General features: G+C 39.9%; 13 protein-coding genes and 1 tRNA gene. 3 read left to right on the plus strand and 11 right to left on the minus strand.

Annotated features, from left to right (window positions below):
- Positions 1 to 55: 55 nt before the first annotated feature.
- The 8 genes from QM810_RS09250 to QM810_RS09285 form a co-directional block, all read right to left on the minus strand.
- Positions 56 to 127 (minus strand) — tRNA-Glu (locus QM810_RS09250).
- Between the two features lie 232 nt (positions 128 to 359).
- Positions 360 to 971, minus strand: a complete 612-nt coding sequence (gene rpsD, locus QM810_RS09255; protein WP_004253981.1) for a 30S ribosomal protein S4 — start codon at positions 969 to 971, stop codon at positions 360 to 362.
- Positions 972 to 1,173: 202 nt separating this feature from the next.
- Complete coding sequence (locus tag QM810_RS09260) at positions 1,174 to 2,208, minus strand: sensor histidine kinase (protein WP_414254648.1); 1,035 nt, start codon at positions 2,206 to 2,208, stop codon at positions 1,174 to 1,176.
- Positions 2,205 to 2,903 (minus strand): response regulator transcription factor, encoded by a 699-nt coding sequence (locus QM810_RS09265; RefSeq protein WP_414254649.1) that lies wholly within the window; start codon positions 2,901 to 2,903, stop codon positions 2,205 to 2,207. The genes QM810_RS09260 and QM810_RS09265 overlap by 4 nt, the downstream gene beginning before the upstream one ends.
- A gap of 80 nt (positions 2,904 to 2,983) precedes the next feature.
- Entirely contained in the window at positions 2,984 to 4,609 is a 1,626-nt protein-coding gene (locus QM810_RS09270) for an SSURE domain-containing protein (protein ID WP_414254650.1), read from the minus strand.
- A gap of 136 nt (positions 4,610 to 4,745) precedes the next feature.
- Complete coding sequence (locus QM810_RS09275) at positions 4,746 to 5,411, minus strand: potassium channel family protein (protein WP_006150965.1); 666 nt, start codon at positions 5,409 to 5,411, stop codon at positions 4,746 to 4,748.
- Between the two features lie 13 nt (positions 5,412 to 5,424).
- A complete protein-coding gene (locus QM810_RS09280) occupies positions 5,425 to 6,804 on the minus strand; it encodes a TrkH family potassium uptake protein (protein ID WP_414254651.1) in 1,380 nt (459 codons plus the stop codon).
- Positions 6,805 to 6,836: 32 nt separating this feature from the next.
- Positions 6,837 to 7,601 (minus strand): nucleoside phosphorylase, encoded by a 765-nt coding sequence (locus QM810_RS09285; protein ID WP_414254652.1) that lies wholly within the window; start codon positions 7,599 to 7,601, stop codon positions 6,837 to 6,839.
- 190 nt (positions 7,602 to 7,791) lie between these two features.
- Here QM810_RS09285 and QM810_RS09290 point away from each other — a divergent pair, with 190 nt between their 5' ends.
- The 3 genes from QM810_RS09290 (at position 7,792) to QM810_RS09300 (ending at position 9,194) form a co-directional block, all read left to right on the plus strand.
- A complete protein-coding gene (locus QM810_RS09290; RefSeq protein WP_414254653.1) occupies positions 7,792 to 8,244 on the plus strand; it encodes a DUF3290 family protein in 453 nt (150 codons plus the stop codon).
- Complete coding sequence (locus QM810_RS09295) at positions 8,241 to 8,873, plus strand: DUF421 domain-containing protein (protein WP_414254654.1); 633 nt, start codon at positions 8,241 to 8,243, stop codon at positions 8,871 to 8,873. Before QM810_RS09290 ends, QM810_RS09295 begins: the two co-directional genes overlap by 4 nt.
- Positions 8,874 to 8,990: 117 nt before the next feature.
- Positions 8,991 to 9,194 (plus strand): CsbD family protein, encoded by a 204-nt coding sequence (locus QM810_RS09300; protein WP_000020982.1) that lies wholly within the window; start codon positions 8,991 to 8,993, stop codon positions 9,192 to 9,194.
- A gap of 63 nt (positions 9,195 to 9,257) precedes the next feature.
- Here QM810_RS09300 and QM810_RS09305 read toward each other — a convergent pair whose 3' ends face one another.
- The 3 genes from QM810_RS09305 to QM810_RS09315 all read right to left on the minus strand — a co-directional run.
- The gene (locus tag QM810_RS09305; RefSeq protein ID WP_414254655.1) at positions 9,258 to 10,505 is read right to left on the minus strand and encodes a carbohydrate-binding domain-containing protein; all 1,248 of its coding nucleotides are present in this window, start codon (positions 10,503 to 10,505) and stop codon (positions 9,258 to 9,260) included.
- Positions 10,506 to 10,656: 151 nt separating this feature from the next.
- Positions 10,657 to 11,223, minus strand: a complete 567-nt coding sequence (locus QM810_RS09310) for a sugar O-acetyltransferase (RefSeq protein ID WP_414254656.1) — start codon at positions 11,221 to 11,223, stop codon at positions 10,657 to 10,659.
- Between the two features lie 146 nt (positions 11,224 to 11,369).
- Positions 11,370 to 12,058: MucBP domain-containing protein (locus tag QM810_RS09315; RefSeq protein WP_414254657.1), on the minus strand; the 689-nt coding region annotated here is incomplete at its 5' end.

Below are 12,058 nucleotides of genomic sequence, written 5' to 3' on the forward strand. Positions count from 1 at the left end.
AACAGGTTTTTTTAACTTTTTTTATAACCTGTTCCCATCAACCGCGATACACCCATAGTCCGTACGGGATTCGAACCCGTGTTACCGCCGTGAAAAGGCGGTGTCTTAACCCCTTGACCAACGGACCTTGAGCTTTTCAACTCTTTCTATTATACCTACTTTTTTCTCCTTGTCAAGAACTTGAGATTATTTTTTCTGATATTTTTTATTAAATCTTAATCTTTAACTTTAAATAGTAGTCTTCCTAGACCGAAAAGCACTATAAGGGGAGTAAAAAGGGGAACAAACCCAGAGGCCAACATTTTAAGATAAAGCAAAAAGCCTACTGTTGTAGGCTTTCTGTAAGAAATATCTTAAAATTAAAGCATCTTGTTGTAGAATTCAACGATAAGTGCTTCGTTGATTTCTGGGTTGATTTCATCGCGTTCTGGCAAACGAGTCAATGAACCTTCCAATTTTTCAGCATCGAATGATACGAATGCTGGACGTCCAAGAGTAGCTTCAACTGCTTCAAGGATAGCTGGAACTTTCAATGATTTTTCACGAACTGAGATTACTTGACCTGGAGTCACGCGGTATGATGGGATATCAACGCGTTTTCCGTCAACAAGGATGTGACCGTGGTTTACGAATTGACGAGCTTGACGACGAGTAGTCGCAAGACCAAGACGGTAAACTACGTTATCCAAACGACGTTCCAAAAGAAGCATGAAGTTGAAACCAAGGATTCCGCCTTTGATTTTTGTAGCTTGTACGAACAAGTTACGGAATTGTTTTTCACCTACTCCGTAAGTGAAACGAAGTTTTTGCTTTTCAGCCAATTGCAAACCGTATTCTGACAATTTAGAACGGTTGTTTGGTCCGTGTTGTCCTGGTACGTAGTTACGACGTGCCAATTCTTTACCTGTACCTGTAAGTGAAAGGCCAAGGCGACGAGCTTGTTTCCAAGATGGTCCTGTATAACGTGACATATGTATGTCCTCCTAATATAAATATAATTTCGGCGGAAATAGTCACTTAGAAAGCCCTGATTCGTGCAGATGCCCTTCGCCTAAACAGCCAAGGTTACTTGTTATAAGACACCTGTTGACGAGCTTCATGCTTTCCTGCTGCTATTTCACACAAAGGCTATTGTATCATGAATCTGTCGATTTGTAAAGAGATTTTACGCCTTTATTTCAAATTAAGGCAGAATGTGAACTTGCTTCCTAAGCCATATTGACTTTCTGCTGTGATTTTACCACCAAGCTGATGGGCCAGTTCTTGTGCAATCGCAAGACCTAATCCATGCCCACCTGTTTTCATATTACGCGACGTTTCTACACGATAAAGTCGGTTAAAAATTTTTTCCAAATCTTCAGGAAGAATACCTTGACCCTCGTCTTTCACACTGATTATCAGTTCTTCTTCTGTTAACTGAGCAAGAACTTCAATCCTAGTTCCAGGTTCTGAATATTTAAATGCATTGTTTAACAAATTGACTAGAATACGAGAGAGTTTGTCATAATAGCTCTTGACTTTCGCAGACTCAGGCTTTACTTGAATGTAGACATCTCGCTCCTCTTGTTCAATCTGAAGTTGAAATTCACTCATCGACTCAATCAACAACTGATCTAAAAACACATCTTCGACTTCTTCGTCAGCTATATCTTGGGGCTGAGCGTTCAGAGTCAAAACATCCAACTCCTCGACTAGCTTGTTTAAACGCTCGGTTTGGCGACCAATCGTGGTTAAGTAATGGAGTCGTTCCTCTTCCTTGATTACTCCATCCAAAATTCCTTCCACAGTAACCTGAATGGAGGTAATGGGAGTTTTAATATCGTGAGAGAGCTGAGCAATCATCATTCTTTTTTCTTGCTCACTCTCATCAAGTGATTGAAAGGTATCTTGTAAATTGCGGGACATGTCATTAAAAGCCTGGCCCAACTCTTGAAATTCTATCGGCCCTTTGGTTTCAATTTCTGTGCTGAAATCTTTGCCAGCTATATTCTGAGCTTGTTTTTTCAAATGTTTCAGAGAAGAAAAAACAGGTGACAAAAGAAAGATGCTCACTGCAGCGCCAATGAAACTTGCAATCAAGGTCATTCCAACCAGAAAGTAAACTTCACTTTTCTCAATCAACATTCGTTGGATTGCCCAGAAAACGACCAAAATCGTTAGTAGAGTCGAAACTAGATACCCCACTAAAATATAGCTTTTTAATTTCATTTTTTACCTCTCGGTCTTTCCATCTTATAGCCCAATCCCCAAACCGTTTTGATAGCAGGAGTGTTTAAATTCGTGAACTTACTCAATTCTTGTCTCAAAGCATGGATATGAACATTGAGTGTATTGGTATCATCCACATAGTCCTCTTGCCATACCTTCTCGTAAAGTTCAGTTTTTGAAAAGACTCTCTCAGGATTGCTGGCTAATATCCATAGAAGTTCAAAAGATTTCACTGTCAATTCCAAAGGCTGTTCCCCAATGCGAACTTCATGAGTCCCATGGTTGATCACTAAGTCACCAAACTCAATCTGCTCGGTCTCTCCGCCACGACTAAGACGGCGCAAGATATTATTCACTCTCAAAACCAATTCCCGTGGGCTAAACGGTTTAGCTATAAAATCATCTGCTCCCAAACTTAATCCATAAATCTTATCCTGTTCGCTTGTCTTAGCAGTTGTAAAGAGAAAGGGTTGATCAGGAGCAATATACTGAACTTCACTGATGAAATCATAACCGTCCATATTAGGCATCATGATATCTGTGATAATGAGGTCGATAGATTTTTTTCTAAAAAGTTCTAATCCTTCCTTACCATCATGGGCAACTAAAACATCATAACCCGCCTGTAAAAGATAGCGATTTTGAATATCTAGAATATCTATCTCATCATCAACCAACAAAATTGTCTTTTTCATCTGACACTCCTTTGACAAAAACAGTGTTATACTTGCTTTAGTATAACACTATTTTCCGTAATGTTTAAATGATTTGAACCTTAATCTTCTCTTTTGGTTTTCCAACCCAAAAATCCAACAAGACCTGCCAAGACTAGGCCAAGGGCTCCAAGTCCAGCTGTAGTCGTTTGAGCTTCACCAGTATTTGGTAGCATCGGTTGCCCATCATTTTTCCTAGTTTCAGCCATGGAATCACCCATTCTCATCTCTGAAGCTTGGGCTTCCTTCGTCATATCCTTCATTTTGTTCATTGAATCTGACGTAGAAGAAGGCATTGCCATCTGATCTTCTTGAGGAGTTTTGAACATCATTTCTGAACCATGAAGTCGAATCGTTACTTGACGAGTAGCAACCAGATTGCTTAAATCAGGTTTGCCATCTTTAGAGCCATAGACTTTAATAGTAGCTAGATATGTATAGGTTCCGTTAGCTCGAAGTTGCTCAAGTAAGGCCTGACCATCTTTACCAACCGTATTACCATTCAAATCTACTTCGTAGAAATATTGGCCTTTAGCCAAGCCTTCAAGTGCCAATAAAGCAGGATTTTTATCCATTCCGTTGTCTGACCATGGGGCCTTGTCTGAAGCTTTCAAGATAAGGCGAGTCAACATTCCATCACCACCAAAAGCTTCATATGGGATGACTTGGTTTACGCCGGCCAAGAATGGTCCAGGAACATTAGCCTTGTCAAGGTAGCTAGCCGGAACATCAATCATGTCTTTGACATTGTTAACAACAGACTCTTTAACCTGAGTTGGTGTGGTTGAAGCGTTCAAATTAACAGTCAAATCTTTAGTCGCTACGAGATTTGTTAAGTCAGGTTTTCCATCTTTAGCTCCGTACACTTTAATAGTAGCTTTATAACTTTGCGTTCCATTTTGTTTTAAAAGGTCAAGAAGCTCTTTATCTGATTTACCTTGAGTGCCAGCCAAATCCACTTCATAGAAGTAGAGACCTTTGCCTAATTTTTCTACTGGTGGGAGGGCAGGATTTTTAGCTGAACCGTTGTCTGACCATGGAGCCTTGTCTGATGCCTTCAGAATCAAACGAGTCAACATACCGTCACCGGCGAAGAATTCATATGGGATAACTTGGTTAACACCGGCTGTGAATGGGCCTGGGTAATTGGCCTTGCCCAAGTAAGAAGCTGGAACATCTACTGTGTCTTTGGTATTGTCAGCCACACCTTTTTGCACTTCAGCTGGAGTGGTTGCTGGTTGAGCTTCACTTGCCTCACAGTCTTGTCCAGAGACTACAGGAGCAGAATTTGTTGCAGGTTTAACCGTATCTTCTGTTTGCTTCTTAGATTCTGGTTTTGCTTGCACTTCTTCTTTGGGAACTACTACTTGGTCTTTATCAGCTACATCCGCTTTTTCTGGAGAGCTTGTAGAATCCAAGCTTACTTTAGGTACTGAATCTGCCTGTTCTGAAGGAAGAGCTACATCGACTGCTTTTTTTAGAGCCTCTGCTGGTAAGTCGCTCTTTTCACGCACCGAATCTGCACCTGGCACGACTTGAGCAGTGGTCGGATTGACCACATCAGCACGCGCAGAACTTGGTTGTCCGACCAGAACAAAGAAGCCACTAGCTACAACAACTGAAGCAACACCGACACTGAGACGGCGAATAGACCAACGAGTATATCTCTGATTTGGATTGAATTTCATAGGATTCTCCTTAGAGTTTTCTTTTTTTGATGACTCTAGTATAATCTCCTAAAATTAAAAAGGATTAAGAAAAAGTTAAAATTTTTCTTAAATCCCTCTTATAAAATACTTATATTGACTCAATAATCTTTTTCTTCTACTCATTGAGGTTTGCAAGATTATCTAAGTATTGGTTATTAATGATAGCCATGATATAGGTATCAGACTGTAAAAGGTCTTCCGGTCCGAATTGAACATCTAGTGGAGCATTCTCGTATTTACGAAAACCGAGTATATTGAGATTATAGCGTCCTCTAAGATTTAATTGGCTAAGACTCTGACCTACCCAAGATGCAGGGATTTTCATCTCAACAATGGAGACATTCTTGTCCAACTGAAAGACGTCTACGCTATTATGAAAGAGAATCGTTTGCGCTAATGAACGACCCATTTCATACTCTGGTGAAATAACAGAGTCTGCACCGATTTTTTCAAGTACTTTTTTTGCTGTATGACTTTTGACCTTAGCAATAACAGTTGGTACTCCCAAATCCTTGCAATGCATAACCGCAAGAACACTAGACTCCAAGTTTTCACCAGTTGCGACCACAACCGTATCACAGGTATCAATCCCGGCTGATAACAAGAGTTCTTCATCTGTGATATCTCCAACAACACCGCGAACTAAAACAGGTTCAAATTGATTGATAAGTTCCTCATGGTCGTCAATAGCTATGATATTGATATCATGCTTGGCAAGCGCTGCGAGAACACTACTCCCAAAAATTCCTAAACCTAAAATTCCGATTGTCCGATCTGACATAGTTTATCCTTTCCTATCCTATAGTAATATCTGCTTTCATATAGTGGATCATATCTTTCTTGTCTGGACGATACTCAGCCAAGCTAACTAATAGCGTCAACGGCCCGATTCGTCCTATAAACATCAATAACATGACAACGCTAAGTGCTATCTTACCTAACTCTGGTGTCAAGTTCGCTGTTACTCCAACGGTAGCAAGCGCAGAAATAGTTTCAAACATCAAGTAGATAAATTTCGGATTCCCTTCTGCTGTTATTCCAAGTAAAATCAAACCCACCAAAAAAGTTATCAAGAAAACAATGAAGACACTGAAGGATTTTTGCACTGTCCGAGGTTCAATCGTTCTCCGAGCTACATTGGCATGGGGCAATCCTAAAAGTTCACTGCGCGCAAATACTAACAATACAAAGAAGGTTGTGATTTTAAGTCCCCCGGCTGTTCCACCAGGTGCCCCTCCGAGAAACATTTGTAAGATATAAATCAGCAAAGTGACCGGTCGAGCTTGAGTATAATCAATAGAAGCAAAACCTGCTGTCCTCATACTAACAGTCTGGAAAAAGCTAACCAGCAATTTCTCAGGGATACTGAGATTTCCAATGGTCCCTGGATTGTTCCACTCAATCAAGAGGGTTGAAACTGTTCCGGTAAATAAAATACCTGCTGTTAAGAAGAGGACTAACTTTGTATGAAAGCGAAGACGACGCTTTTTCTTCTTTCCTAATTGGGTAGCTAAATCAAACCAGACCATGAAACCTAGACCACCCGTAATAATTAATCCTGCAATCACTAGATTAATCAACGGGTCTGTCTGAAAGTCTGTCAAACTCGTACTACCAAAATTATCAAATCCAGCATTACAAAAAGCAGAAACGGCTACGAAAATGGAAGTGAAAATCCCCCGACCTAAACCAAAATCGGGAACAAAACGAAAACTTAACAGAAAGGCTCCGAATCCTTCTACTAGAAAAGTCGTAACGAAGATGGAACGTAGAAAATCCTTCAGAGACTGGGTTTCTTCAAAACTAAAACTCTCCAGAATCGTTTCACGACCTCGAAGGCTGAGTTTTTGCTTACCTTGGATATAGAAAATCCCTAAAAAGGTCATGAGCCCCAAACCACCAATTTGAATCAAGACCATACAAATTAATTGGCCCCAGATGTTATAGGTTGAAGCTACTGATTGGGTAAAGAGGCCTGTTACACAGACCATGGATACAGCCGTAAAGAGATGATCAAAATAGGTTGCTTGGGAGCTTGTTGCTTGCACAAATGGCAGACTCAAAAGAAGAGAGCCTGCGAAAATAACCAAAGCAAAACTTAAAAAAATTCGACGAGCAGGTGATAAACGTCCCAAGGTCGTGTTTATTTTTTCCGAAAATGATTTGAATAACATAGCTACATTGTACCATAAAATAGTTAAAGCAGTCACATATGACTAACGATTTCAAGACAGAGTTCTAAGGCCTTGTCAAAAGCTTCTGAACCCCAATCGCGGCTATCATAATTTTCTAAATCCGCTAGAGAGTCGGCTGTAAATAAAAGTTGACCCCAAACTACTCCTCGAAGCTGGGCAACTGCTGCAAGAGCTGCACACTCCATCTCCACAACTGCACAGCCTTCTTCCTTACGATAGGCAACCTTTTCAGCTGTCTCTCGGTAAAAACCATCTGTCGACCAAGTCATAACCTCCTCGTAAGGAATTCCTAGTTGTTCCAAGACTTGCTCGATAGCAGAAATCGCTTCTACATGTACATCCATATAACGAGAAGGTGGCGCATAATGGTAACTAGTTCCTTCATCACGCAGAGCACGGACTGGAACTAGGAAGGCATTTTCTTCTATATTCACTAACACGCCACAAGTACCGGTGGAAATGATTTTCTCCACACCGTAGCCAATCAACCAATCCATAAACTGGGCCGCAGGGGCAGAACCTACGGGAGCCTGAGCCAGACATACTTCCTCACCCTTGTAACTCATGACATAAACAGGATAGGTTTTAGTGGCAGAAACGAACTCACCAACACAGTCCGCCCCTACTTCCTGAGCATAACGGTCAATCTCTTCTTCCAAAAATGCATAGATGCACTTCTTTGGCAACTGTAAATCTAATCCTTCGTGATTTGGCATGATGACTGCCTGAGGATTATCGTCAAACTCTAAAATAGGAATAGCATGTTTTTGAATCATAGAATACCTCCTCTAAATTTTTACTATTATAACAAAAGCCAAACGAAAGTCAAGACGGGAGGCTAAGTCAAATCAGAAAAACCTACCTTAAGTAGTAAACAACCATTAAATGCTTTTTCCTCTACTAACAAAATTGCTAAAACTTAGGAATTAGTTTATAATAGGTTGAATTTAAAAAAGGAGAAATCTTATGAAATTCTATTCATATGACTATGTTCTCAGTCAGATTAGTCAACAGAATTGGACCATGATTATTGTGTCGACATTCTTAGTGATTGTGACTGGATTCTTTGCATTTAAGGCTTTCAAAGATAAAAGAGGGAGTAAGTTCCGTGAATTATCGCTCATTTCTATTTTGACGTTAATTGCTTTTGTATTGATTAGCATTACGAATCTTCAAAACAACCAATCCAATGATAATCAATTTCGTAGTTCCTTGCACTTCATCGAAATTGTATCAAAAGAGTTAGGTGTTGATAAGAAAAATGTTTATGTCAACACATCAGCAGTGACTGATGGGGCGATTATTAAAGTAGGTGACAATTTTTATCGTGCCATTAGTGGGACTGACCAAGATAGCTATTTATTAGAAAAGATGGAACTCTATAAATCAGATGTGGAACTCGTGGAGGTTGAAAAATGATAAGCTTTTTTGCTACAATTGCAATTAAATTAGCCTTGGGGCTACTTTCTCTTGTTTTTGTTATCAATGTAACAGGTAAAGGAAATCTTGCACCAAGTTCTGCAGTGGACCAGATACAGAACTTTGTTCTCGGGGGTATTATCGGTGGGGTCATCTACAATAGTTCGATCACCATCATCCAGTACATAACAATCTTAATTATATGGACTATTCTCATCCTACTCCTCAAATGGCTGAATACTAACATTTCCTTTGTCAAACACTTAATTGATGGAAAACCTACTATTATCATAAAAAATGGAAAATTAGACCCTGAAGCTTGTCGTTCAAAAGGCTTGGCAGCTGCTGATGTAGCTCTTAAATTACGCTCTCAAGGAATCTTCCAACTAAAAGACGTCAAGCGAGCTGTGATTGAACAAAACGGGCAATTGATTGTCGTAAGAATGGGCGATGAAAATCCTAAGTACCCAATTATTACCGACGGTGTTGTCCAAGTTGAAATCCTAGAAACAATTGGCAAATCTGAAGAATGGCTAACAGAAAAATTAAAAGAAGAAGGTTTCGAAGACGTTTCTAATATCTTTATCGCTGAGTATGATAAAGGCCAATTGAACATTGTAACCTATTAAAAAAATAAACTGATGCTTTTCGTATCAGTTTTTTGCTTTTTAACAATAATGGGTATATACTTAGTTTATTATCTGATTTGATTTAGATAATACAATACATTATCGGAGGTAACCCCCATGTCAATCGAAGAAAAATTCAACCAAGCTAAAGGTTCTGTCAAAGAAGGTTTTGGTAAACTTACTGGCGATACTAAAACTCAAGCAGAAGGAGCTGCAGAAAAAGTAGCTTCAAAAGCTAAAGAAGTTGCTGAAGATGCAAAAGAAGCTGTCGAAGGTGCAGTATCTGGCGTAAAAAACATCTTTAAAAAAGACGGAGAATAATTCTTTTTCGTCCTAATAACATAAGAAACTCTCCCTTCTCTTTCGAGAAAGGAGATTTTTATTTTATGGACGTCCATCAGGAGCGGGACCTCCAGGACCACCATTTCCTTGAGGAGCACCACCAGGTGCTCCTCCGCCACCAGGCATAGAATTGACGATTTCAGTTTGTTTTTCGCCATTGAAGTAGATATCTCCGCCTGTATAGCTAGCTGTTCCATCAAAGTCGAAACCTGTCTGACCAGTCATTTTAATGGTACCGCCTGTGACCGTGATATTACCATTTGAGTCAATCGGATCAGTGTCTCCTTGACCAACTTCAACGGTCAAGTTCCCACCATTCATGGTAAAGAAAATTTCGCTTTGTTGAGCATTTTTGTTGGCTGCATTGACACCATCGTCTGTCGCGTAAATAGTAATGTCTCCACCGTTAATAGTGATAGACTTACCTTCAAGCCCTTCTGTAGAATTCTTAACAGTATAGGTACCACTATCGATAACCAAATCACCTGATGCATGAATACCATCATCACCAGCAGTAACAGTGATAGTATTATCAGAGAGATACATGGTTCCAACAGAAGTATCGTCATCATTATCTACCTTGACTCCGTCTTCCTTGGCATCAACGGTCATGGTTGTGCCAGTAATGTTAAGTTCATCATTGACATTAAAGGCATCTCCGACTGCTGTGATATTATAAGTCCCACCTGTGATATGAAGTGTATCGTTTGCTTTAATACCGTTATTTTTCTTACCATCTACATTGAGGGTACCTTTACCATTGATGGTCAAATCTACTTTAGAGAAGAAGGCTGCATCGGCCTTTTCATCACTATTAGTAGCAGAATCTGACAAGCTATTTGTAGTTCCATCTACTAGGGTCACATAAACATGACCTGCTGATTTTGCAGAAATAGCAGCATTGGTATTGGTCATAGTCACACCGTTTAGTACGAGATGCACATCATCTGTTTTTTCAGCTTCAATCTTGATTTGAATACCGTCAGATTGGCCAGAAATTACATAGGTACCTGACTTAGAGATTGTAACGGTAGAGTCTGACACAGCAACTCCTTCACCAGAAACAGTTGCAGCAGATCCAGACAGCGTTACAGTTGCTGCCGTCTTTTCATCGTAAGAAGTATCATAGTCTTTATCCGTAAAATAGCTAGTTTTCTTAGCGTTTGTAGTTGATGTAGTGGTTGTTGCGGTATTGCTAGCTGATGTATTTGAAGTTGACTGGGCACATGCTGTTACCAGTGCTAGAGTTGCTATACTCGTTAATAAGAATGTCCATTTTTTTGCTTTCATACTAGTTTCCTCATCTTCATTTACATGACCCTAGTCTACGGGAGTTTCCTAAAAGAAGCCTAAATTTTTTCTGAAAATTTTCTTAACCACATCCGAACTTCATTAATACTCATTGCTTATGGTAAAAAAAGAACAGCATCTTGCTGTTCTTTTAATTTTCTTCTTTGACTGGAATTTCTTTGATAACTCGTGCTGGATTACCTGCCAGAACTACATTGTCACCAAAAGATTTAGTAATGACAGCTCCTGCTCCTGCAACAACGTTATCACCTAGTGTAACGCCTGGAAGGACAATCACGCCACCTCCTGCCCAAAAGTTTTTACCAATCGTGATTGGTTTTCCAAATTCTAAACCCGAATTTCGTTCGTCGGGATCCAGGGGATGAAGAGGTGTTAAAAACTGGCAGTTAGGACCGATCATAGCATTGTCACCAATGGTAATTGGACAAACATCCAACATGGTTAGATTCCAATTGGAATAAAAATTTTCTCCCAAATGAATATTGACACCATAATCCACCACCAAACGAGTATTGACATAGAGATTTTCACCAGTAGAACCAAACCAGCCTTTGATGATTTCCATACCTTTTACGGGATCGACTTCTTCATTAAAGGAGGCTTGCTTTTGTCGTGCTGTTTGTGCTAGCGCACGAAGTTCTGGGTCGAACGGGTGATAAGGTTCTCCCGCAATCATTTTTTGGTATTCACTTTTCATATCTTGATATCCTTGTTTATTTTACACGATTGTAGCATAGTTCTATCCTTAAGACAAGCAGCAAGGAGATTAAAAAAACTAGTACATCCTTGGATGCACTAGTTTTTAATTAGAAAGGTGACTTTCTCACTACTTTACAGAGTTGATTAGTCTTCTTTCTTTTTACGAGCCATAAGTCCAAATCCACTCAAGACACCTACTAAACCAAGGGCAGCAAGGCTAGCATTATCCTTAGTACCTGTGTTTGGCAATTGAGGAGTATTTTCCTTAGCTGGAGCTGGTTTAACTGGAGCTTCTGGTTTTTCTGGAGTTACAACTTTCTTGTAGATGTGTTGGATGTTTCCATTTGCATCTACAACAGTCTTCACAAACTCATAACCTGGAATATCTTTCTTAGGTTGTTCTCCATCCTCAGTTGGATATCCTGGAATTGGGTTTCCATTCTCGTCAACGTGAGTTGTTGTGATCTTTTCGTAGACATGTTCTGTGTCACCGTTTGGTAACTTCTTAGTTTCAACGAAGCGGTATCCTGGAATGTCTTTCTTAGGATTTTCACCGTCTTCTGTTGGATATCCTGGAATTTCATTTCCGTCTTTATCCTTGTGACTAGTCTTCACTTTTTCGTAGACATGTTCTGTGTCGCCGTTTGGAAGTTTCTTAGTCTCTACGAAGCGGTATCCTGGAATGTCTTTCTTAGGATTTTCGCCGTCTTCTGTTGGATATCCTGGAATTTCATTTCCGTCTTTATCCTTGTGACTAGTCTTCACTTTTTCGTAGACATGTTCTGTGTCGCCGTTTGGAAGTTTCTTAGTCTCTACGAAGCGGTATCCTGGAA

It is taken from the genome of Streptococcus infantis, from assembly GCF_047464155.1.
In the GTDB taxonomy this organism is placed as follows: Bacteria; Bacillota; Bacilli; order Lactobacillales; family Streptococcaceae; genus Streptococcus; species Streptococcus infantis_U.

Bases quoted from the DNA above. Each gene is read 5' to 3' on its own strand.
- QM810_RS09275 (WP_006150965.1), bottom strand. From the start codon at position 5,411: ATGTCAGATCGGACAATCGGAATTTTAGGTTTAGGAATTTTTGGGAGT.
- QM810_RS09310 (WP_414254656.1), bottom strand. From the start codon at position 11,223: ATGAAAAGTGAATACCAAAAAATGATTGCGGGAGAACCTTATCACCCG.
- QM810_RS09285 (WP_414254652.1), bottom strand. From the start codon at position 7,601: ATGATTCAAAAACATGCTATTCCTATTTTAGAGTTTGACGATAATCCT.
- QM810_RS09300 (WP_000020982.1), top strand. From the start codon at position 8,991: ATGTCAATCGAAGAAAAATTCAACCAAGCTAAAGGTTCTGTCAAAGAA.
- QM810_RS09265 (WP_414254649.1), bottom strand. From the start codon at position 2,903: ATGAAAAAGACAATTTTGTTGGTTGATGATGAGATAGATATTCTAGAT.
- QM810_RS09305 (WP_414254655.1), bottom strand. From the start codon at position 10,505: ATGAAAGCAAAAAAATGGACATTCTTATTAACGAGTATAGCAACTCTA.
- QM810_RS09260 (WP_414254648.1), bottom strand. From the start codon at position 2,208: ATGAAATTAAAAAGCTATATTTTAGTGGGGTATCTAGTTTCGACTCTA.
- QM810_RS09295 (WP_414254654.1), top strand. From the start codon at position 8,241: ATGATAAGCTTTTTTGCTACAATTGCAATTAAATTAGCCTTGGGGCTA.
- rpsD (WP_004253981.1), bottom strand. From the start codon at position 971: ATGTCACGTTATACAGGACCATCTTGGAAACAAGCTCGTCGCCTTGGC.
- QM810_RS09280 (WP_414254651.1), bottom strand. From the start codon at position 6,804: ATGTTATTCAAATCATTTTCGGAAAAAATAAACACGACCTTGGGACGT.
- QM810_RS09290 (WP_414254653.1), top strand. From the start codon at position 7,792: ATGAAATTCTATTCATATGACTATGTTCTCAGTCAGATTAGTCAACAG.
- QM810_RS09270 (WP_414254650.1), bottom strand. From the start codon at position 4,609: ATGAAATTCAATCCAAATCAGAGATATACTCGTTGGTCTATTCGCCGT.